Raw genomic sequence first — 22,116 nt, forward strand, 5'->3', positions numbered from 1 at the left:
GATGGCGGGTGATCCGCACTACGCGCTGTCGGTGGTGCGCGAAGCCGACCCCGACCGCTATCTCTCCGTGCTTTACGCGCCGGCGCAAAAGCGCGATGCGCTGTTCGCCCTCTACGCCTTCAATGCCGAGATTGCGGCAATCCGCGACCGCGTCAGCGAACCGCTGCCCGGTGCCGTGCGCCTGCAGTTCTGGCGCGACGTTCTGACGTCGCAAGCGCCGGAAACATCCACGAGCGCCCCGCTTGCCGCTTCCCTGATCGACACGGTGCGGACCTTCCATCTACCGGTCCAACCGCTGCTCGACATGCTCGATGCGCGCGAGTTCGATCTCTACGACGACCCGATGCCCAGCCGCAACGATCTGGAGGGCTATTGCGGTGAGACCGCCTCGGCGCTGATCCAGCTTGCCGCACTGGTGCTCGATGCATCGGCCGCCGCGCAAACGGCCGAAATCGCCGGTCATGCCGGCTGCGCCCAGGCGATTGCCGGCCTGCTGCGGTCCTTGCCGGTCCACCGGCGACGCGGCCAGTGCTACCTTCCAGCCGATCTTCTGGCCGCCGCCGGGACAACGCGTGAAGCCCTGCTTGCCGGCAATGACCCGCAAGGCACCCGGCGCGCCGTGCTGGCGATGGTGGCGCTCGGACGCGAGCATGCGGGACGGTTCGAATCCGCGGCCAGGGCCTTGCCGGCTTCGCTGCGCCCCGCCTACCTGCCTGCCGGCCTCGCATCGTGCTACTTCGATCGCATCGCCGGCGCGCGGATCGACCCGTTGAATGAAGTCGCCGGCATCGCCCAATGGCGCCGTCATTGGACGATGCTGCTGCTGGCGATGCGGGGATGGAACTGACGTTGAATGGAGCGTCCCCCTCAGCCTGGACAACCGGACTGCGAGACGCCGCATTTCCGCCCCGCTTGACTGGTCATTGCGATAGCGAACCATTGAAGGATCGAAGGGGATTCGAACCGATGTCATCTGCAGCACAATCCCTCGCTCTGTCGGGGTGGCGCTCGGCGCTCGTGGAAATGCTGGCGGCGACCCGCGCGGCGGTTCTGCGCTTTCCGCTGACAACGCTGTTTCTCTTTCTCGCGGCGCTGTGCGCCAATCTCCTTGCGGCCGATATCCACCTGTTTGCCGACGGCGCGTACGGGCCGGCGCGGCAGGACGATCTGATCCTCGCCCTCATCGCCGCCGCTCTGGCGTCGTTCTCGGCCAAGCTGTGCGTCGAGCCGCGCTCGCGCGCGGCGTGGCTGCATATCGCCGCGCCATTGCTATGCGGGTTCGCCGCCTTTGCAATCATGTGGCCGGGCATCACCGGCCGCACCACCGAATGGGCGTTCCTGGCAGCCCTGGTCGGTCTTGTGCCGCTGGCGCCCTTTGCCGGGCGTGGAACCAGCGCCAGCTTCTGGATGTTTGGCGCGCGGCTGGTGTTCGCAGCACTTCTGGCGCTTTTGGCGCTCGGCCTGTTCGGTGGCGGCATTTCGGCCATTCTGGCCAGCCTGACGCATCTGTTCGGCATCGACGTTCCGGGCGATCTCTACGAACACATCTGGCTGGCGATCGGCTTGTTCATCGCCCCGCTGTTCGGCATGGGGCAGACGCCGGCCGAATTCTCCACCGTCCCTGGCGACATCGAAGCCGGTTTCATGAAGCGCGGCATGCGCGCGCTGGGCGATTTCGCCGCCGTGCCGCTGCTGATCGTCTACGCGCTGATCCTGCATCTCTACGCCTTGAAGATCGTCGTCACGCAAAGCGTGCCGCAGGGGCAGATCGGCTGGCTCGTCCTGACCTATGGCTTCTGCATTTTCGCCGCGCTGGTCCTCACCAAGCCGTTTCTCGACACGGCACGGGCGCCGACACGCTTCTTCGTCCGGTACTGGCCGCTTCTTCTACCCGTTCCCCTGGCGTTGCTGGCCTATGCGCTGGTCCTGCGCGTCGGCGCCTTCGGCATCACCGTGGACCGCTTCCTGCTCGGGCTTTTCGGCCTGGTGGCGGCGATCCTCGTCCTGGCGCAGCTCTGGCCGCGCCTGCGCGGCGACACGCGGGTCATCGCCGGTCTGCCGGTGCTGGCGCTGCTTGTCGGCAGCTTCGGGCCGCAGGGTGCCATTTCACGAACGATCGCAAACCAGTCCGCGCGGTTCCTGGAAATCGTCAACAACCCGCCAGTCGATGAGGAAGGCCGTGACCGGGCGCTATCGGCTCTGCTCTTTCTGTCCGGGAAGGGGAGCCTCCAGGCTGTGGCGCCCGAGGGCATCGACGTGGCCGCCAGCAGCAATCCCTATCGTGATATCGCCGTGGCCTGGAAGCTCGATCCCGACCGCCTGCGCAAGAGCACGGACAGCATGGTGTTGGTGAGCAGCGCCGAGCCCATGGTTCTCGCGGTCGCTGGCTTCGACACGGTCGTTCTCAACGTGCAGCTCTATCCGACAGACGGCCCGGCCAGCAGGATCGACATGCCTGACGGGGAAAGCCTGTCCTTGGCCCTGCGGGACAATGCCATCGCCATTGGCTTCGGCGACGGGCCGGCGACGCTGTTTGCCATACACGACGAACAGATCGGCGAGGTGGCGACGCAGACGAAAGGCGCGGTGCTGACCTTGACGGCCGACGGCCGGACGATCGTGCTTGCGCCGACCTATCTCCATGCCGAACGGAGACCGACGCTGCAGGTTCGCAACGTGACCGGAACGATCTTCATCCGGCGTGCGGAGTGGCAATAGAGCATTTTTGCAGTCAGATGGAATCACCTGACGTCCGCATAAATGCGGCAAAACAATAAGCTAGGCCGCCCGCGCGCGGATTTCGGCTCATTCGGCGGCGATACCGGCTGCATCCCGCCCCAGCCAGGACTGCCAATCGACGAGCGCGCGCGCCGTCATCGCTTTCTTCTTCGCCAGGGTCTTTTCCTTGCCGCGCAGCCGCCGGCCGTCGAGCTTCGGCACCTCGATCGGAGGAAACAGGCCGAAATTGACGTTCATCGGCTGGAATGAGCGCTTGCCCGGCTCGTCCGCCGACAGGATATGCCCGCCGGTGATGTGGTTGAGCAGCGCGCCGAATGCCGTGGTGACGGGCGGTGCGGTAAACGGCCGTCCAAGCCGCGAGGCGGCGGCGAAGCGGCCGGCAAGCAGGCCCATCGCAGCGCTTTCCACATAGCCTTCGCAGCCGGTGATCTGGCCGGCAAAGCGCAGGCCGGGCCGGCTTTTCAGTTGCAGGGTCTCATCGAGCAGGGCCGGCGAATTGAGATAGGTGTTGCGGTGCAGGCCGCCGAGCCGGGCGAATTCGGCGTTTTCCAGACCTGGGATCATGCGGAAAATGCCGGTCTGCGCGCCGTATTTCAGCTTCGTCTGGAACCCGACCATATTGTACAGCGTGCCCAGCGCATTGTCCTGGCGCAGCTGTACCACGGCATATGCCTTTTCGTCGGGCTTGTGGGCATTGGTCAGCCCCATCGGCTTCATCGGACCGTGGCGAAGCGTCTCGCGTCCGCGCTCGGCCATCACCTCGATGGGCAGGCAGCCGTCGAAATAGGGCGTGCCTTCCCATTCCTTGAAGACGGTCTTTTCACCATCCAGAAGGGCCTGGATGAAGGCCTCGTACTGGGCCTTGTCCATCGGACAGTTGATGTAGTCCTTGCCCGTGCCGCCCGGCCCGACCTTGTCGTAGCGCGATTGGAACCAGGCGACATCCAGGTCGATCGTCTCGAAATGGACGATCGGCGCGATGGCATCGAAGAAGGCCAGCGATTCGGCGCCGGTGGCGGTGGCGATCGCCTCGGCGAGAGCTGGTGCCGTCAGCGGGCCGGTGGCGATGATCGCCTGGTCCCAATCCTCGGGCGGCAGGCCGGTGACCTCCTCGCGGGCGATGGTGATCAGCGGATGCGCCGTAAGCGCCGCCGTGACGGCGTCCGAAAAGCCGACGCGATCAACCGCCAGCGCACCGCCGGCCGGCACCTGGTTTGCATCGCCCGAACGCAGGATCAGCGACCCGGCAAGGCGCATCTCGGCATGCAGCAGGCCGACTGCATTGGTCGCGGCGTCGTCCGAGCGGAAGGAGTTGGAGCAGACGAGCTCCGCCAGCCCGTCGGTCTGGTGCGCGTCGGTGCCGCGCACGGGGCGCATCTCGTGCAGGATGACCGGAACGCCGGCTTGCGCCGCCTGCCAGGCCGCTTCCGAGCCGGCGAGGCCGCCGCCGATGATGTGAATTGGTTTCATGGGAAGGGCATATAGCATTTTGCAGTCAGGTGAAATCACCTGACGTCTGCATAAATGCGGAAAAACAAGAAGGGAGAGCGCAGCGGAATGCAACGGATCGCGCGCCGTCATCACGGGGATCGTTTGATCGACGGTGGAAGAAGGGGAAAGTGCCCGTGTCCCCGAAAAACGACACCCGCCGAGGGAGGAGGTCCGGCGGGTGTCGTTATAGGGTGACCGGCATTTTGGGAGGAGGAGGTGCCGGTCGTATCCGTCAGGATTGGGAGGAGGTAACCCCGACGAAACTGTCAAATCTCTGTGCGACTGGCTCCATATAGGTTGCCTTCGCTGGGAAACAACACCCGCCGAGGGAGGAGTTTCGGCGGGTGTCGTTTTGGGTGACCGGCGCTCGGGAGGAGGTGGCCGGTCGTATCCATCAGGGTCGGGAGGAGGTGGCCCTGATGGAAGCCTGGAAACACGTCTCCGGCAATGCGCTCAAGCGGCTGCTTCACCGGGGAAACAACACCCGCCGAGGGAGGAGGTTCGGCGGGTGTCGTTTTGGGTGGCCGGCAATTGGGAGGAGGAGGATGCCGGCCGTATTCGTCAGGGTCGGGAGGAGGTGACCCTGGCGAAATTCAAACTCTCTAGAGAGACTTGCGCGCCACGAAGGGGATGTCGCCACGCGAGATGCCGAGATCGTTCAGCTCGCGGTTGGACAGGCGGCTCAGCTCGGTGACGGTCTGCCGGTAGCGGCGCCAGTTGCGGTAGTTGCGGATGATGTTCATGTCGTTGCTCGCTTCGTTCTAATCATGAATTCGTTATGACCAGGAGATAGTCTCATCGAGCGATGCTTTGAAGTGCCAATGTTGCATGACAGCATTGCGTTTTGTGCAATGCAGCATGGCCATTTTGCGGCTGCGCTGTGGCGCGGACGGGAACCGGTTGTGGGGCAAAAAACAAACGCTGATGAACCACGCGCGAAAGACCGACCCGGGGCCGGCCTCGGGCCACGCCGCGGCGGGCTGTAAAAAAGCCCTGAAACTTGCCAATTTCTCTTTGATAGACTAGGTGCAGGTGATATAGAACCCCGCGCTTTCGGAAGCTTGAGGCGTATCTCGGGGCTTTCGGAGCGGGTGTGGTGGAATTGGTAGACACGCAGGATTTAGGTTCCTGTGGCGCAAGCCGTGGGGGTTCAAGTCCCTCCACCCGCACCAGAAGGGCCAACTCCGGCACGATTTCCCCGACAGAACGAGCGGTGGGCGCCGTGAACGCGGCGATGCAAGCGAATACAAAGGTTTGATGGATGCAGGTTACCGAGACTCTAAACTCAGGGCTCAAGCGCGAACTGAAGGTCACCGTCCCCGCCAAGGACTTGGAGGCGCGCCTTGAGCAGCGCCTCGATGACGCCAAGGGCAAGGTGAACCTGAAGGGCTTCCGGCCTGGCAAGGTGCCTGCCCAGCACCTGCGCCGGGTTTATGGCAAATCCCTCATGGCGGAGGTCGTCAACGAAATCCTCTCCGACACCTCGAAACTCCTTTCCGAGCGTGGCGAGAAGCCGGCCATGCAGCCGGAAATCTCGATGACCGAGGATGAGAAGGAAGCCGAGAAGGTGCTCGCCGGCAATGCCGACTTCGAGTTCTCCATGACTTACGAGGTCATTCCGCCGATCGACCTGAAGGATTTCTCCGAGATCAAGATCACCCGTCTGGTCTATGACGTGCCGGAAGACGAGGTCGAGGAGCAGGTCAAGCGCGTTGCCGATTCCGCCCGCACCTACGAGGTGAAGAAGGGCAAGGCCGCCGACGGCGACAAGGTCAAGCTCGATTATCTCGGCAAGATCGGCGGCGAGCCCTTCGACGGCGGTGCGGCCGAGGATTCCGAGGTGGTTATCGGCTTCAACCAGTTCATCGCTGGTTTCGAGGAACAGCTCGTCGGCCTCAAGGCTGGTGACGAGACCACCATCAAGGTGACGTTCCCGGAAGAATATGCCGCCGAGCATCTGGCCGGCAAAGAGGCCGAGTTCGACATCAAGGTCAAGGAGATCTCCAAGCCCAACGAGTTGGAGATCAACGACGACACGGCGAAGATGCTCGGCCTTGAATCGGCCGAGAAGCTGCGTGAGATCGTTCGTGGCCAGCTCGAGAACCAGTTCGGCCAGGTGACCCGTCAGAAGGCCAAGCGGCAGATTCTCGACGCGCTGGACGAAGCCTACAAGTTCGACGCGCCGTCGAAGCTCGTCGAGGCCGAGTTCGACAACATCTGGAGCCAGGTGACCCGCGATCTCGAAACGGCCGGGCGCAGCTTCGAGGACGAGGACACGACCGAGGACGAGGCGCGCGAGGAATATCAGCGTCTCGCCGAGCGGCGTGTGCGCTTGGGCCTGGTTCTTTCCGAGATCGGCGAAAAGGCCAGCGTTCAGGTCGGCGACGAGGAGATGCAGCGCGCGCTGATCGAATCGATCCGCCGCTATCCGTCGCACCAGCAGCAGGAAATCTACGAGTTCTATCGTCAGAACCCGCAGGCCATGGCCAACATCCGCGCGCCGTTGTTCGAGGAGAAGGTGATCGACCATCTGCTGGCCGAAATCTCCGTCACCGACAAGAACGTGTCGCGCGACGAGCTGATGGCCGACGATGACGAAGACGTCTCGTCGAAGCCGGCGAAGAAGGAAAAGCCTGCCGCGAAGAAGAAGGCCGCGCCGAAGAAGGCTGCAGCCAAGAAGGAGGAGGGTGGCGAATAAGCCGCCCTGCTCACCGGCAAGTTGATGAAAGGCCGCCGCTCAGGCGGCCTTTTTCGTTACAGCGCCGTGGGTGGTTCGACAAGCTCACCATGAGGGGGGCTGGACTTGGCAGGGAGCTGATCCCGAGACGTTCGCATGGGTTTTGCAACCTTAGACCCCCCTCATGGTGAGCTTGTCGAACCACGCACCGGGGTCAGTGCAGTATTGTGCCGTGTGCTATGGCGCCTGGAATGGGCGCACGGCGCTCCAGCAGGCATTGCGTCAGATGAGTTGCAGGCCCTTGAAGCTCACATGGCCGGATTTGCCGACGATGATATGGTCGTGGACGATGATGCCGAGCGGCGCTGCCGTCTCGACGATGGTTTTCGTCATCTCGATATCGGCGCGCGACGGGGTCGGGTCGCCGGAGGGATGGTTGTGCACCAGGATGACGGCGCTCGCCGACAATTCCAGCGCCCGCCGAACGATCTCGCGGGGGTAGACCGGTGTGTGATCGACCGTGCCCGTCTGTTGCACCTCGTCGGCGATGAGCTGGTTCTTCTTGTCGAGAAACAGGATGCGGAATTGCTCGCGCTGCTCATACGCCATCACGGCGTGACAATAGTCGATGACTTGCGACCACGACGACAACACCTGGCGCCCACGCAGGTCGGCCTTTAGCATGCGTTGGGCGAGGGCGGCGGCAAGCTTCAGGTCGCGCGCCGCTGCCTGGCCGATGCCTGTCACCTCGCCCAACAGCTTCTCCGGCGCACCCAGCACCTCGGCAAGCGAGCCGAAGCGCTTCAGCAAGGCCTTGGCCGGCGCCTTGGTGTCGGCGCGCGGTATGGCGCGAAACAGAAACAGTTCGAGAAGCTCGTAGTCGGTCAGCGCATCGCTGCCCAGCTCGGCGAAGCGTTGCCGCAATCGGTCGCGATGGCCATGATAGTGCGGCTTGTCCCTGTCGCGGATCGGCTGGGTCGGTCCCTCGCCGAAGAACACACGCTCGTCGTCGTCCGCATCCATCCCGTGCCCCCGCCGCTCGCAATGGTTGCCGCGCCATTGCCGCTTCACGGAAGGATACTAGGCGGGCAGGCCGGGCCGGTCGAGTCCCGCAAGCGACAGGGTGAAAATTTCGCAGCCGGTCTCCGTCACGCCGATCGTGTGCTCGTACTGGGCTGACAATGAGCGGTCGCGGGTAACCGCGGTCCAGCCGTCGGACAGCACTTTGACATGCGGGCGGCCGAGATTGATCATCGGCTCGATGGTGAAGATCATGCCCGGGCGCATCTCGACGCCTTCATTGGCGCTGCCATAGTGCAGGATGTTCGGCGCGTCGTGGAACAGCAACCCGACGCCGTGGCCGCAGAAATCGCGCACCACCGAGCAGCGCTCGCCCTCGGCATAGGACTGGATGGCCGCGCCGATGGCGCCCGTGCGCGCGCCTGGCCTGACCGCGGCGATGCCGCGCATCAGGCACTCATGCGTCACTTCGAGCAGCCGTTCGGCGGCGCGCTTGATCGTCCCGACCGGATACATGCGGCTCGAATCGCCATGCCAGCCGTCGAGGATATAGGTGACGTCGATGTTGACGACATCCCCGTCGCGCAGCGGCTTGTCGTCGGGAATGCCGTGGCAGACCACGTGATTGATCGAGGTGCAGCAGGATTTCGTGTAGCCGCGATAGTTCAGCGTGGCGGGAATGGCGCCGTGATCCATGCCGAACTCGAACACGAAGCGGTCGATGGCGCCGGTGGTCACGCCCGGTGCGACGATGGCGGCCAATTCGTCGAGGCAGCGCGCCGTCAGCGTGGATGCCTTGCGCATGCCGGCGAAACCCGCCTCGTCATACAGGCGGATCTGGCCGGTGTTGCGCAAGGGGGCGTTGTCGGCTTCGAGATAGGTGACCATGGGCTCGGCTGTCTATGCTGGTGTCGTTTGAAACAAGGCCGGATTTTGCGGCTTTTCCGCGACGATGTCTATCGCCCGATCCGGCACGATCGCTTGTGCGCTGATGTGGCATCTGACGGCGTAAGCTTCAACCCCGGCTGCGCTGGCGCGCCGAAACGCCGCCACATAGCCTGGGTCGAGATCGTCGCAAAGGCGGAAATGGTCGCAATCGTCGCGCTGGATCAGGTAGACCATGATCGCCCGGTGGCCTGCTGCGCGCATGCGCGACAGTTCATCGAGATGGCGCGCGCCGCGTGTCGTCACCGTGTCGGGAAATTCGGCAAGCCCGGCCTGGCGCCGGAAATGCACGTTCTTGACCTCGACATAGGCGGGCGGGCGATCCGGATGCTCCAGGAGCAGATCGATGCGCGAACGTTCGCCATAGCGTTGTTCCCGCCTGATCGACGGATAGTCGGCCAGATCGTCGATCAACCCCGCGGCGATCGCTTCTTCCGCCAGCCGATTCGGCAGGCCGGTGTTGATTCCCACCAGCGAGCCGTCGGCCTCGACGATTTCCAGGCGATGGCTGTATTTGCGCTTCGGGTCATCGGAGCGCGACAGGAAGACGCGCGATCCCTCGGCCGTCAGGCCGAGCATGGAGCCGGTATTGGGCACCGAAACGGTGATCTGCTCGCCGCCCCTCAGGGCCACATCCGCCAGGAACCGCTTGTAGCGGCGGATCAGGCGGGCTTCGATCAGCGGTGGGGAGAATTGCATGCGCCGTCTCGCCGTTTCAGGTCTTCCCGACGGCATCGCCGATGCTCGCGCAGCGGAGACGATATGTCGGAGAAAAGTCCGCCACGGATCGATCTCCTCAGGGAGAAACTTGGTACGCCCAAGGGGAATCGAACCCCTGTTTCCGCCGTGAAAGGGCGGCGTCCTAGACCGCTAGACGATGGGCGCGCTCAAGACGAGCCGCCTTATAGTGAGCTTCCGCGTGCACGGCAACCCGTCTTGTGGCCGTTCACGGCGATTTTTCAATTTATTTACGCCGGCGGCAGCGCCAGTTCCAATCGCGCTCGGGTCCGACATCCACATGCACCGACGTGGTGTGGCAATAGGTGCCGACACCGCCGCGCCCGGGCATGGAACGGACATACTTCGCCAGCTCCCATTTGCTGACGCCCTCGATCTGGATGTCGGCCGCCGCGCAGTACATGTGCAGCGAATTGCGTGCCCCGCGAACACGCTGGTTGTAGCTGGGGCTGCGATAGCCGGAGGTGACAATGATGGGCCTGCGGTAATGGCGCTCGATCGTTTTCAGCATGCCGACAAGGGCCGGCTTGAGGCATGCCGTGTCGACGTTGTCGCGCTGCTTCAGGAGGCCGTTGGGCGCCAGCCTGGCCATGCCGGCGGCCGACGCCACCTGGTAGCTGGGCTCTTCCTCATACATATCGACATCGGCATCGCCGGAGCCGGACTTGCGCGAAAATTCAAAGAGATTCTCTCCCTGGCGCACACCAGGCAGGGCATCGCCCATGCCGAGCGATGCACGCACAGGCTTGGTCTGTGTCGACGCCGCAGCCAGGATCACCTTCGGCTTCTCCGCTTCGGCGGATCCGGGAGCGACCGTGGGCTGGGTGATTTTTTCGGCCGCTGTGGCGGCATTCGCCTGGCGCGGGGAGAAGAAGGCTGAGAGGAAGTCGCGTTTCTTGGCGCTGGTTTCCTCGGCGGTCACCATCTCTTCGCTTGTCGCGGGTTCCTCGGTCGCTGCTGCCGACTCAACATCCGCAGTTTCGCTGGATGCCTCCGCTGCCGCAGGTTTCGTCACATCCGCGGCGGGGGAGGCTTCGGTTGGTTTGGCAGGCGCCTGCTCGGCGCTTGCCGTTTCAACCGCGACGGTGTCCGCCGCCGCTTCGCCATCCACCTGGGTGAGCTTTTCCTGGTCGGGCCGCGCCGCGGGAACCGGGGCTGAACCGTCCTTCTGGGCGTCTGCATAGGCTGCGGCGGCAACGGATTGATCGACGTCGCCGGAGAACAACGCAGCGGAAGGCTCCGGGTTGGATGTGGGAGCAAGACCGAATTGTGTGACGGGGTCGGAGGCTGTGGAACAGGAGGCAAGAAGAACGGCGCAGAATGCCGCGAGGAGGCCGCTTCGGCCAAACTCTGCTGTCGCCGGATTGCGACATGCGCCTCTGTACCAAAAAGTCAAAAACAAATCCCCTCGTCCAAGTGTCTTCGCAAGATACAAGCGTCTTCGTAAAATACGAAAGTACCGGACTCCGAATCTCTACGCCCCTCGCGTCACTAGACTTGCTAGCCAATTCGCGTCCTTACGGCAAACCGCAATATGCCGGTAGGGAAGGAATGAGGCAAGAACATGATTGTTATACGTTCGTGCCGACAAACTCAAATCCCCAGGCCCGGCGGCGCCGAGGTAGGGGATTTGCACGAGCGAGGCCAGGCGCTGACCTTAGGCGCGTACCCGCACATACTCGCCTGGCGCGTCTCCCAGTGTCTTTCGCCGTCCGCCGGGCTTGCGCGCCGCCACGCGCTGGCCGTCCTGCTTTTCGATCCACGCATGCCAGTGAGGCCACCAGGAACCGGGTGTCTCGGTCGCCTCGGAAAGCCAGTTCTCCAGCATTCCCTCGGGTTTGGAGCCCGTCCAGAACTGGTATTTGTTCATCTCCGGCGGGTTGATGACGCCGGCGATGTGGCCGGAGCCGGCCAGGATGAACTCGACCGGGCCGCCGAAGCACCGGCTTCCCAGGAAGACCGACTTGGCCGGCGCGATGTGGTCTTCGCGCGTGGCCAGGTTGAAGATCGGGATCTTGACGTCTTCGATCTGGATGCGCTTGCCGTGCAGCGTCGCCCGCCCACGCGAAAGATTGTTCTCGAGATAGCAATTGCGCAGATAGTAGGAGTGGTTGGCCGCCCCCAGGCGGGTCGAATCGGAGTTCCAGTACAGCAGGTCGAAGGGCAGGGGCGCCCGGCCGCGCAGGTAGTTGTTGACGACGTAGGGCCAGATCAGGTCGCCGGCGCGCAGCATGTTGAACGCGGTGGCCATTCGGTTGGCGTCGAGATAGCCCCTGCCGCGCATTGCCTTGTCGAGCGCCTGGACCTGCTCCTCGTCGACGAACACCTTCAGGTCGCCGGCATGGGTGAAATCGACCTGGGTGGTCAGCAGCGTTGCCGAAGCGATGCGCGTGTCGCCCTCGGCCGCCATCAGCGCCAGGCTTGCCGCCAGAAGTGTCCCGCCGACGCAATAGCCCATTGCGTTGACCGCGTCTGCGCCGGTCGCCTGCTCGACCGCCTCCAGCGCGAATCGGATGCCTTCGTCGATGTAGTCGGCCCAGTCCAGCCTGCCGTGTCGCTCGTCGGGGTTGACCCAGGAGATGACGAACACGGTGTGACCCTGTTCAACCGCCCAGCGGATGAAGGAACGTTTCGGATTGAGGTCGAGAATGTAGAATTTGTTGATCCACGGTGGCACCACGAGCAGCGGCCGCTTGAGCACCTCCTTCGTCGCCGGTTCATATTGAATGACCTCTGCCAGCCTGCTGCGGGCGATCACCTTGCCCGGCGTCATGGCAATGTTCTCGCCCACCTTGAATTTCGACGCGTCGGACTGGCGCAGCTTCAGATCACCCTTGCCGGCCGAGATGTCCTCGGCCAGCATGCGCATGCCGCGCACCAGGTTTTCGCCGTCGCTCGACATGGTTTCGCGAAAGAGCTCCGGGTTTGTCAGGAGGAAATTCGACGGCGACAGCGCCTGGCTGATCTGGTCGACGTAGAATCGCGCCTTGTGTCGTGTCATGTCGTCCAGGTTCTCGGCGCCGTCCACCAGGTCGACGGCCCAGCGCGAGGTCACGAGATAGGCCTGTTTCAGAAAGCTGAAGAAGGCGTTGCGTCCCCATTCGGGGTCCTGGAAGCGTTTGTCGGCGGCTGGCGGAGAGGCATAGTCGGCCGCAGCATCCTCGCTCATGCGGCGGATGGCATTGGCCCACAACCCCATGAACTCGGCAAAAAGCCGCGTCTGGGCTTCGAGCGCGCGGGCGGGATCGCCAAGCCAGTATTCGCTGACGCGCGAAAACGTGCGCACCATATCGACGAGCGGCGCCGTGGTGACGTCGCTGGTCTCGCCTTTTTCTCGTGCTTCGGTCCAGGCGGCGGCTGCCTTGCCGAGCTCCTCGAGGGCGCGGGCTAGGTTGCGGGCAAGGCGTTCGGGATCTTTCGCCAGATACTGGTCTACCGATGCGTTCGACTGGTCCTTTGAACTGTTGGTTCCATTCTTTTGAGCCATGATTTGCGCCCGCACTCTATCCGCGCCTTTCATGCGGCGCGGTGTTGACACAGAGCGCCGTGCATCCATTCCGATGCACAAAGAGCGCTCTAACTCTTTGAATCTACGCATCGTTCTTTCCGAAAATCGGTTCCGATTTTCGGGCCGATGCTGTAGTCTGCTGGGAGGCTCCCCCACTATCATGCACCGTAGCGGCTCGAATCGGAAGATAATATGAAATTCAATCGTCACGGCAGGATTTTTCAAGTCGCCGCGCTGGGGCTGCTGCTCACCTGTCAGGCCGGCGCGCTGGCCGGTTGCATGAGCGCCAGCCTTGAGGATGCCGCACCCGTCGCCACGCTGCCGGCTCCGGCCAACACAGCCCCGGCCAACACGGCCGAGACCAACGCGGCGCCAATTGCAGGTGCACGCCTGACGGGCGAATACCCGAACCTGAATGTGGCGCCCGATTCGGCCGCCACGCCGATCACTGCCGGTGAAAAGGAAACCCTGACGCGCGACCTGACGGCGACCAGGAAGAGGCTCGGCGCGAGCACGCCTTCGGGCAATCCGGCGGCCGAGGCCGATCGCCTGCGCAAGCTTGCCAAAACCCACGCACAAAGGCGCCTCGAAGAGATCGAGCGCGGCGAGTAAGACAGGGCCGCAGGGCAATCGAGTGATGGAAAACAATCCTGTTTACTGCTCGGCGCGATCGGTGGAAACCATTTTCGCAAAGCGAAAATGGCAAGGCCGATTGGCCGTCGCGCCTTTTGACGCGTGAAGCCAAGGTCGCGGATGCGACCGCCGGCGTTTGAGGCAGCAAGAAAAGAAGGGCAATCGGGTTCACCCGATTGCCCTGGACAGGGCAGGCGACGCTCTCGACCGGTTCGGGGTTTGGGTATATGGAGAGCCGGGCGCAGGGTGCGCATGCGTGTTGAGGAACCACGATGGAAGAATTCCACAAGATTCGCCGACTGCCGCCATATGTCTTCGAGCAGGTCAATCGCCTGAAGGCCAGCGCGCGCGCGCGCGGCGCCGACATCATCGATCTCGGCATGGGCAATCCGGACCTGCCGACGCCGCAGGCCATCGTCGACAAGCTCTGCGATGTGGTGCGCGACCCGCGCACGCACCGCTATTCCTCCTCGCGCGGCATTCCGGGCCTCCGCCGCGCCCAGGCCGCCTATTATGCGCGCCGTTTCGGCGTCAAGCTGAACCCGGAAACGCAGGTCGTCGCCACGCTTGGCTCGAAGGAGGGTTTCGCCAATATGGCGCAAGCCATCACCGCGCCGGGCGACGTGGTTCTGTGCCCCAATCCGACCTATCCGATCCACGCCTTCGGCTTTATCATGTCGGGTGGCGTGATCCGCGCCATCCAGGCCGAGCCGGACAATGATTTCATTCCGGCGCTGGAGCGCGCCGTGCGCTATTCGACGCCGAAGCCGCTGGCGCTGATCCTCAACTATCCGGCCAATCCGACCGCCTTCACCGCAACCTTGGATTTCTACAAGGACGTGGTCGCTTTCGCCCGCAAGAACGATCTCATCATCCTGTCCGATCTGGCCTATTCGGAGATCTATTTCGACGGCAATCCGCCCCCCTCCGTCCTCGAAGTGCCGGGTGCGATGGATGTGACGGTCGAGTTCACCTCCATGTCGAAGACCTTTTCCATGCCGGGTTGGCGGATGGGCTTCGCCGTCGGCAACGAACGGCTGATCGCAGCACTTTCGCGCGTCAAATCCTATCTCGACTATGGCGCCTTCACGCCGATCCAGGTGGCGGCCGCCGCTGCCCTCAATTCGGATGGCGCGGAGATCGATGAGGTGCGCGGCATCTACCATCGCCGCCGCGACGTGCTGGTCGAGGCTTTCGGCCGCGCCGGCTGGCCGGTGCCGCCGCCGCCGGCGACCATGTTCGCCTGGGCGCCGATCCCTCAGGCCTACCGCGCGCTCGGCTCGCTGGAATTCTCCAAGCTCCTGGTCGAAAAGGCCGACGTGGCGGTTGCGCCGGGCATCGGCTTCGGCGAGTTCGGCGACGATCATGTGCGCATCGCCCTGGTCGAGAACGAGCATCGCATCCGCCAGGCGGCGCGCAACATCAAGCGTTTCCTGGCCACGGCGCCGGAAACCACCGACAACGTCATCCCGCTCGGCGCCCGGCGCTGAGCGGTCATTCCTGATCAGTTAAGAAGGAGCACGCCGCGACATGGCTGAAGCGTTGCGTATTGGAATTGCGGGACTTGGCACCGTTGGGGCATCCGTCGTGCGCTGCATGACGGACAAGGAAGCGGAGCTGACCCGGCAATGCGGACGCGAGATTGTCCTGGCGGCGGTATCGGCGCGCGACCGCAGCCGTGACCGCGGCATCACGCTCGGCAACGCGCAATGGTTGGACGACCCGGTCGAGCTGGCACGATCCGCGCCGATCGACGTTTTCGTCGAGCTGATCGGCGGCCATGACGGCGCCGCACTTGCCGCCGTCAAGGCGGCGCTGCAGGCCGGCCGGCACGTGGTGACGGCCAACAAGGCGCTGTTGTCGAAACACGGGGTAGAGCTTGCGGCGATCGCCGAGGAGAAGGGCGTTCTCCTCAATTACGAGGCGGCGGTGGCCGGCGGCATACCGATCATCAAGACCATGCGCGAGGCGCTCGCCGGCAACACGGTCAACCGCGTCTTCGGCATCATGAACGGCACCGCCAACTACATCTTGACGCGGATGGAGGACGAGGGCCTGTCCTTCGTCGACTGCCTCGCCGAGGCGCAGCGCCTGGGTTACGCCGAGGCCGACCCGACCTTCGACATCGAGGGGCACGACACGGCGCACAAACTGTCCATCCTGACCAGCCTGGCGTTCGGTTGCCGCATCTCGGCCGACGACATCTACATGGAAGGGATTTCCAACATCACGCAGGCCGACATTCGCGCCGCCAGCGAACTCGGCTACCGCATCAAGCTGCTCGGCGTCGCCCAGCGCACCGACAGCGGCATCGAGCAGCGCGTCCATCCGACCATGGTGCCGACCCAGTCGGTGATCGCCCAGGTTCATGGCGTCACCAACGCCGTGGCGATCGAGACCGACATTCTGGGCGAGCTGCTTTTGTCGGGGCCTGGGGCGGGCGGCAACGCCACGGCCTCTGCCGTCATCGGCGACATCGCCGACATCGCCAAGAGCCGGCCGGGCTTCCAGCACGGACCGGTCTTCGGCCGGCCGGCCAGGAAGCTTGCGCCCTACAAGAAGGCGCGCATGCGGGCGCATGCCGGCGGCTATTTCATCCGCATGACGGTGCATGACCGCGCCGGTGTGTTCGCTGCCATCGCCAAGCGCATGGCCAACAACGACATCTCGCTGGAATCCATCGTCCAGCATGCCGATGGCGGTTTGCCGGCCGACCAGAAGAACGTGATTCTCGTTACCCACGAGACCACCGAGGCGGCGGTGCGCAAGGCGGTCGAAGGCGTGATGCAGGACGGACATCTGGTCGACAAGCCGCAAGTTATTCGCATCGAACGGGCCGCCTGAAGAAGAGCGAATAGCGAATAGGGGATAGCGAGCTGAGAGCGGGCTTGTGCATCGCCGCCAAACTCAATTGTACCTTCTATTCGCTATTCGCTAGTTCCCTCATTTCTTTTCAATCGATTCATGTCTCCAGCCGCCGCCGCGGGGCCTTGCCGTGCCGCCTGCCGTTTGCCAAAAGAAGCCCGCCGCCAAGGAAGGCGGGCGAAACATCAGGAATGAACTCATGCTGAAAGCCACGCAGGCCGGTCTCGACCGCATTCTCACGCTGGAACTCGTTCGTGTGACGGAGCGCGCGGCGGTGGCCGCTGCCCGGTTGCGCGGCCGTGGCGACGAGAAGGCCGCCGACCAGGTGGCGGTCGACGCCATGCGCTCGGAGCTGAACCGCCTGCCGATCAAGGGCACGGTGGTGATCGGTGAGGGCGAGCGCGACGAGGCGCCGATGCTGTATATCGGCGAGGAAGTGGGTGCCGGCGAGGGGCCCGAAGTCGACATCGCGCTCGACCCGCTGGAAGGCACGACGATCTGTGCGAAGAACCTGCCCAATTCGCTGGCGGTGATCGCCATTGCCGAGCGCGGCAGCCTGCTTTACGCGCCGGACGTCTACATGGAGAAGATCGCCGTCGGTCCGGGCTACGCGCAAGGCGTCGTCGATCTCGACGCTCCGGCGGTCGAGAACATCGAGGCGCTGGCCAAGGCCAAGGGCGTCCCGGTCAACGAGATCACCGCCTGCATCCTCGACCGGCCGCGCCATGCGCGCCTGATCGAGGAAGTGCGCGGCACGGGTGCTGCCATCCGCCTGATCGGCGACGGCGATGTGGCCGGCGTCATTCACACGACGGATCCCGACGAGACGGGCATCGACATCTATCTCGGCATTGGCGGCGCCCCGGAAGGCGTTCTGGCGGCAGCCGCCTTGCGCTGCATTGGTGGACAGATGCAGGGACGGCTGCAGCTCAACACCGAGGAGAAGGTGGCGCGCGCCGCCAAGATGGGCATTGCCGACCCCAACAAGGTCTACCGCATGGACGAGATGGCTCGGGGCGATGTCCTGTTTGCCGCCACCGGCGTCACCGACGGCAATTTGCTCGCCGGCGTGAAATTCGGCCGTGAGCAGATTTCCACCCACACCATCGTCATGCGCTCGTCCTCGCAGACGGTGCGCGAGATCATCGCCCGGCACCAGGATTTGGAAAAGTTCTGAGGTCCAATCCGCCTGCTTGCCTTTGCCGGGCCGCTGTGAAACGAAGGCGGCGATGACCACAGGCGACAAACGCTATTTCCTCGATGTCCGGCATTCGGCGCGCGGCCTTGCCTGGGAGCACAGGCTCGACCCGCGCGGCGAGAATGTTGCGCTGGCCATCGCGCAAAGCCACGGCATTCCCGACATCGTCGCCCGCGTTCTGGCCGGCCGTGGCGTGACGCAGGACGATGCGCAGCGCTTTCTGGCACCGACCATCCGCGACCTGCTCCCCGATCCGGCGACCCTGACCGATATGGAAAAGGCCGCAAAACGCCTGGCCCAGGCCGTGCTGAGCGGCGAGCGAGTGGCGATTTTCGGCGATTACGATGTCGATGGCGCATCCTCCTCGGCGATGATGAAGCGCTTCCTCGGCCATTATGGCATCGAGGCCGAGATCTATATTCCGGACCGCATCTTCGAGGGCTACGGCCCCAATCCCGACGCGATGCGCGAATTGGCGGCGCGCGGCGCCAGCCTGATCGTCACCGTCGATTGCGGCACCAACAGCGCCGAGGCGATCGCTGCGGCCAATGATGCGGGCGCCGAGGTCGTCGTGCTCGACCACCACCAGGTGGGCGGCGATCTGCCGCCGGCCGTCGCCGTGGTCAATCCGAACCGCGAGGACGATCTTTCCGGCCAGGGGCATCTGTGCGCCGCCGGCGTCGTCTTTCTGGCGCTTGTCCAGACCGTCAAGGAATTGCGCCAGAGCGCCGGGGCCAAACCGCCGCCGGATCTTCTGGCCATGCTCGACCTGGTGGCGCTCGGCACGGTCTGCGACGTGGTGCCGCTGATCGGCATCAACCGCGCCTTCGTCGTCAAGGGCCTCATCGCCGCGCGCCAGATGAGGACGCCGGGACTGGCAGCCCTTGCCCGCGTCTCGCGCATAGGGGAGCCGCTCAACCCCTATCATCTGGGCTTCCTGATCGGGCCGCGCATCAATGCCGGCGGACGCATCGGCAACGCTGCGTTGGGCAGCAACCTTCTGGCCAGCGACGATCCGGTCGAGGCGGCCAGCATCGCCGAGACGCTCGACCGGTTGAACACCGAGCGCCAGGATATGGAAACCGTCATGCTGGCCGAGGCGCGCGCCGAGGCCGATGCGGAACTGATGGCCGGCGACGGGCCGGCCGTGCTGGTGACGGCCAGCGACCGTTGGCACCCGGGCATTGTCGGGCTGATCGCCTCGCGCCTGAAGGATCATGCGCGCCGGCCGACCTTCGCCATCGCCTTCGACCCGAACGGCAAGGGCACGGGTTCGGGGCGCTCCATTCCAGGCTTCGATCTCGGCAAGCTGGTGCGCGAGGCCGTTGCCGAAGGACTGCTCGTCAAGGGCGGCGGCCATGCGATGGCCGCCGGCATTACGGTCGAGCGTGGCAAGCTTGGACCTCTGCGGGCATTCTTCGAAGAGCGGGCGGCCGATGCCGTGACGCGGCTGCGCGATGCGGAAAGCCTGAAGATCGACGCGGCGTTGTCGGCCGATGGCGCCGGCTTCACGCTGTTCGACGCTTTGGAGACGGCCGGCCCCTTCGGTTCCGGCCATCCGACACCAGTGCTGGCCCTGCCGCGCCACCGGCTGGCCGACGCCCGCATCGTCGGCAATGGCCATGTGCGCGCCGAACTGCGCTCGCAGACGGGCGCGCGGCTGGAGGCGATCGCCTTCCGGGCCGCCGAAACGGATCTCGGCACGTTCCTGTTCAACAATCGCGGCGCGACGATCCATCTCGCCGGGACGCTGTCCGTCAATCACTGGAATGGCAGCAAGCGCATGCAATTGCGCATTCTCGATGCAGCCGGTGTCTGATTTTTCAGAGCATTTTGCAGTCAGGTGGAATCACCTGACGTCCGCATAAATGCGGAAAAGCAAACCGGTCTAGGCGAGCACGTTCATGAGACGCTGCAACTCACCGACGCGCGCCTTTGTCGTCTCATAGCCGAGCTCGATCGCCTCGTCGGCGCGGTAGAATTCGGTGAGGCCGATATGGCCGAGCTTCGGCTGCAGCGACAAGTCCGGCGGGTCGCCGGCCATGCGGGCGCGCGAGATGCGATCCTGGATGATGTTGAACGCCTCGACCATGACGCCGGTGATGCCGAGCCGCTGGTCGCGCTGGTTCTGGCCCTTGTCGACCACCACCAGCGGCGTCTTGCCGTCGGCGTCGATGGTCTGCGGCAGGTCGGCGCTGTGCTTGATGACGGCGGCGCGGCCGAACAGATCGTAGTGAAGATTGACTGCCATGACGAGCGGCTGCTCGTAGGCGCGGCAGGCGGACACGGGAACCGGATTGACCAGCGCGCCGTCGACCAGGACGCGGCCGTTGCAGACCACGGGTTCGAACACGCCGGGCAGCGCATAGGACGCGCGCATGGCGGTGATCAGCGAACCGCTCGACAGCCAGATCTCGTGGCCGGTGCGAATTTCCGCCGCCACGCAGACGAACGGTTTTGACAGGTCGTCGAAGGTGACGCCTTCCAGGTGCTCCTGCATGCGTGCCGTCAGCTTCATGCCGCCGAACAGTCCGCTGCCGCCGAAATTGATGTCGAGCAGGCCGAAAATGCGTCGTTTGGTCAGCGAGCGGGCAAATTCTTCGAGTTCATCCAGTTTGCCCGCCAGATAGCAGCCGCCCACCAGCGCGCCGATGGAGGTGCCGGCGATCATGCCGATCGGAATGCCCGCCTCGTCGAGCGCCCGCAGAACGCCGATATGGGCCCAGCCACGCGCCGCCCCGCCGCCGAGCGCCAGCGCGATGCCCTGGTTCTTCTGCGGTTCCGGCTCGGGTAAGGGCGGTTCCGGCGGAACCACCTCGATCGCCCGGTTCTCCTGCTTCCTGCGTAGAGATGCCCAATCGAGCATGTCCGTCTCCTAGTCCCTCGGGCATCATGGCCGAGGACAGTATCAATTTGGTGAATATGCGTCGCGTCGGCGAACCGAATGGTTCAACGCAGCCCTCACCGCAACGTTCCCTGGTGGTGTTGTCAGCCAGTCTCCACTCTAGATGGGTGCTTCGCCGGACAAAGTCTACGCTGGCCGGCTTCAAGAAATCGAGACCGACTTTCGGTCAAACAGGCTAGCCCTTATCCGACAATGGTTTCATGCCGAGGTCGACGAGCACCGGCTTCCCGCCGCGAATGCTGACATTGCGATAGAAGCAGGAGCGTCGCCCGGTGTGGCAGGTCGCGCCGTCGCCGGCGACCGTGACGATGAGATGCAAGGCGTCCTGGTCGCAATCGGTGGTCAGCGAAACCACATGCTGAACGTTGCCGGAGGTCTCCCCCTTCTTCCACAGCGTGTTGCGCGAGCGCGACCAGTAATGCGCGATGCCGGTCTCGAGCGTCAGGCCGAGGGCCTCGGCGTTCATATGCGCGACCATCAGCAATGCGCCTGTCTCCGCATCGCTGACAACCGCCGTGATCAGCCCGCCGGCGTCGAAACGCGGCGTGAAGGTTTCGCCCTCTTCGAGAGCGGCCTTGTCCGACGGGGCAGGGGTGAAGGTCGCGCCGCTCATCAGCCGTGCTTGTCGCGCAGCATGGTCATGAAGCGGGCCTGCTCCTGGAAATCCGTCTTGAAGACGCCGGTGAAGGTCGTGGTCAGCGTCGTCGAACCCTGTTTGCGGATGCCGCGCATGGCCATGCACATATGCTCGGCCTCGATCAGCACCGCGACGCCGCGCGGCTTCAGCACATTCTGGATCACGGTGGCGATCTGCGCCGTCATGGCTTCCTGGGTCTGCAGGCGGCGGGCGAAGATATCGACCACGCGGGCGATCTTCGACAGGCCGACGACCTTGCCGTCGGGCAGATAGGCGACATGCGCCTTGCCGATGATCGGCACCATGTGGTGTTCGCAATGCGAATGGAACGAGATGTCCTTGATCAGGACCATGTCGTCATAGCCCTGCACTTCCTCGAACGTACGGCCGAGTTCCTCTTCCGGGGACTGGTCGTAGCCGGCGAACATTTCGCGGAACGCCTTGGCGACGCGCGCCGGTGTCTCGATCAGGCCTTCGCGCGCGATGTCGTCGCCGGTCCAGCGTAACAGGGTGCTGATGGCGGCTTCCACCTCTTCCTGCGAGGGGCGGGCGGTCAGGGGCTTGTCCATGTAGTGTTTTTTCTCCGTCGCATCCGGGCCTTTTTCGGCATGGGGCGGAAAGCTCTTGATGACAGCGTCCATAGAAGGCGTCTCCCGTAGTTCCTGTCTCGGCAGGAACGAGTTGAACGGTTCACGGCCTTATCCAGCGGGTTTTGGAGAAATATTCTCAGCCCGGCCCGACAGTGGCGTGCGCGAAACAG

The 22,116-nt window shown here is 64.2% G+C and carries 19 protein-coding genes and 2 tRNA genes; 10 read left to right on the forward strand and 11 right to left on the reverse strand.

Features of this window, described 5'->3' with window-relative positions; all coding sequences use genetic code 11:
- Position 1 precedes the first annotated feature (1 nt).
- Together AB843_RS15890 and AB843_RS15895 are read left to right on the forward strand one after the other, a co-directional pair.
- A complete protein-coding gene (locus AB843_RS15890; protein WP_048647859.1) occupies positions 2 to 847 on the forward strand; it encodes a phytoene/squalene synthase family protein in 846 nt (281 codons plus the stop codon).
- A gap of 119 nt (positions 848 to 966) precedes the next feature.
- Entirely contained in the window at positions 967 to 2,718 is a 1,752-nt protein-coding gene (locus tag AB843_RS15895; protein WP_048647860.1) for a DUF4153 domain-containing protein, read from the forward strand.
- Between the two features lie 87 nt (positions 2,719 to 2,805).
- Here AB843_RS15895 and trmFO read toward each other — a convergent pair whose 3' ends face one another.
- Both trmFO and AB843_RS25035 read right to left on the reverse strand, forming a co-directional pair.
- Positions 2,806 to 4,209, reverse strand: coding sequence for a methylenetetrahydrofolate--tRNA-(uracil(54)-C(5))-methyltransferase (FADH(2)-oxidizing) TrmFO (gene trmFO, locus AB843_RS15900; protein ID WP_048647861.1), 1,404 nt, complete (start codon positions 4,207 to 4,209; stop codon positions 2,806 to 2,808).
- 623 nt (positions 4,210 to 4,832) lie between these two features.
- The gene (locus tag AB843_RS25035) at positions 4,833 to 4,973 is read right to left on the reverse strand and encodes a DUF1127 domain-containing protein (RefSeq protein WP_007008226.1); all 141 of its coding nucleotides are present in this window, start codon (positions 4,971 to 4,973) and stop codon (positions 4,833 to 4,835) included.
- An 85-nt stretch (positions 4,974 to 5,058) separates the two neighbouring features.
- Here AB843_RS25035 and AB843_RS25640 point away from each other — a divergent pair, with 85 nt between their 5' ends.
- The 3 genes from AB843_RS25640 (at position 5,059) to tig (ending at position 6,928) form a co-directional block, all read left to right on the forward strand.
- A complete protein-coding gene (locus AB843_RS25640) occupies positions 5,059 to 5,256 on the forward strand; it encodes a hypothetical protein (protein WP_157384534.1) in 198 nt (65 codons plus the stop codon).
- 61 nt (positions 5,257 to 5,317) lie between these two features.
- Positions 5,318 to 5,402 (forward strand) — tRNA-Leu (locus AB843_RS15905).
- Between the two features lie 89 nt (positions 5,403 to 5,491).
- Positions 5,492 to 6,928, forward strand: coding sequence for a trigger factor (tig, locus tag AB843_RS15910; RefSeq protein WP_048647862.1), 1,437 nt, complete (start codon positions 5,492 to 5,494; stop codon positions 6,926 to 6,928).
- A 261-nt stretch (positions 6,929 to 7,189) separates the two neighbouring features.
- Here the strand turns inward: tig and radC are convergent, their stop codons facing one another.
- The 6 genes from radC to AB843_RS15940 form a co-directional block, all read right to left on the reverse strand.
- On the reverse strand, positions 7,190 to 7,930 hold the full coding sequence (gene radC, locus AB843_RS15915; RefSeq protein WP_048647863.1) for a RadC family protein: 741 nt from the start codon (positions 7,928 to 7,930) through the stop codon (positions 7,190 to 7,192).
- Positions 7,931 to 7,987: 57 nt separating this feature from the next.
- The gene (gene map / locus AB843_RS15920) at positions 7,988 to 8,815 is read right to left on the reverse strand and encodes a type I methionyl aminopeptidase (RefSeq protein WP_048647864.1); all 828 of its coding nucleotides are present in this window, start codon (positions 8,813 to 8,815) and stop codon (positions 7,988 to 7,990) included.
- A 12-nt stretch (positions 8,816 to 8,827) separates the two neighbouring features.
- Positions 8,828 to 9,571, reverse strand: a complete 744-nt coding sequence (gene sfsA / locus AB843_RS15925; RefSeq protein WP_048647865.1) for a DNA/RNA nuclease SfsA — start codon at positions 9,569 to 9,571, stop codon at positions 8,828 to 8,830.
- 110 nt (positions 9,572 to 9,681) lie between these two features.
- Positions 9,682 to 9,757: transfer RNA gene (locus tag AB843_RS15930), tRNA-Glu, on the reverse strand.
- A gap of 79 nt (positions 9,758 to 9,836) precedes the next feature.
- Positions 9,837 to 11,045, reverse strand: coding sequence for a D-Ala-D-Ala carboxypeptidase family metallohydrolase (locus AB843_RS26165; RefSeq protein WP_244467995.1), 1,209 nt, complete (start codon positions 11,043 to 11,045; stop codon positions 9,837 to 9,839).
- Positions 11,046 to 11,267: 222 nt separating this feature from the next.
- On the reverse strand, positions 11,268 to 13,097 hold the full coding sequence (locus tag AB843_RS15940; RefSeq protein WP_048647867.1) for a PHA/PHB synthase family protein: 1,830 nt from the start codon (positions 13,095 to 13,097) through the stop codon (positions 11,268 to 11,270).
- A 213-nt stretch (positions 13,098 to 13,310) separates the two neighbouring features.
- On the opposite strand from AB843_RS15940, the gene AB843_RS15945 reads away from it, so the two are divergent.
- The 5 genes from AB843_RS15945 to recJ all read left to right on the forward strand — a co-directional run bounded on the left by AB843_RS15945 (position 13,311) and on the right by recJ (position 19,633).
- Positions 13,311 to 13,730, forward strand: coding sequence for a hypothetical protein (locus AB843_RS15945; protein WP_048647868.1), 420 nt, complete (start codon positions 13,311 to 13,313; stop codon positions 13,728 to 13,730).
- A 293-nt stretch (positions 13,731 to 14,023) separates the two neighbouring features.
- On the forward strand, positions 14,024 to 15,241 hold the full coding sequence (locus AB843_RS15950) for an LL-diaminopimelate aminotransferase (RefSeq protein WP_048647869.1): 1,218 nt from the start codon (positions 14,024 to 14,026) through the stop codon (positions 15,239 to 15,241).
- A 40-nt stretch (positions 15,242 to 15,281) separates the two neighbouring features.
- Positions 15,282 to 16,595, forward strand: coding sequence for a homoserine dehydrogenase (locus AB843_RS15955; protein ID WP_048647870.1), 1,314 nt, complete (start codon positions 15,282 to 15,284; stop codon positions 16,593 to 16,595).
- A gap of 220 nt (positions 16,596 to 16,815) precedes the next feature.
- The gene (gene glpX / locus AB843_RS15960) at positions 16,816 to 17,793 is read left to right on the forward strand and encodes a class II fructose-bisphosphatase (RefSeq protein ID WP_048647985.1); all 978 of its coding nucleotides are present in this window, start codon (positions 16,816 to 16,818) and stop codon (positions 17,791 to 17,793) included.
- A 52-nt stretch (positions 17,794 to 17,845) separates the two neighbouring features.
- A complete protein-coding gene (gene recJ / locus AB843_RS15965) occupies positions 17,846 to 19,633 on the forward strand; it encodes a single-stranded-DNA-specific exonuclease RecJ (RefSeq protein ID WP_048647871.1) in 1,788 nt (595 codons plus the stop codon).
- 69 nt (positions 19,634 to 19,702) lie between these two features.
- On the opposite strand, the gene AB843_RS15970 is transcribed toward recJ, so the two are convergent.
- From AB843_RS15970 to folE, 3 genes are all read right to left on the reverse strand, one after another.
- Positions 19,703 to 20,680 (reverse strand): patatin family protein, encoded by a 978-nt coding sequence (locus tag AB843_RS15970; protein ID WP_048647872.1) that lies wholly within the window; start codon positions 20,678 to 20,680, stop codon positions 19,703 to 19,705.
- 214 nt (positions 20,681 to 20,894) lie between these two features.
- Positions 20,895 to 21,332, reverse strand: a complete 438-nt coding sequence (gene hisI, locus AB843_RS15975; RefSeq protein WP_048647873.1) for a phosphoribosyl-AMP cyclohydrolase — start codon at positions 21,330 to 21,332, stop codon at positions 20,895 to 20,897.
- Entirely contained in the window at positions 21,332 to 21,997 is a 666-nt protein-coding gene (folE, locus tag AB843_RS15980; protein WP_048647874.1) for a GTP cyclohydrolase I FolE, read from the reverse strand. The genes hisI and folE overlap by 1 nt, the downstream gene beginning before the upstream one ends.
- Positions 21,998 to 22,116: the final 119 nt, after the last annotated feature.

It is taken from the genome of Nitratireductor soli, assembly GCF_001050155.1.
Classification (GTDB): Bacteria; Pseudomonadota; Alphaproteobacteria; order Rhizobiales; family Rhizobiaceae; genus Nitratireductor; species Nitratireductor soli.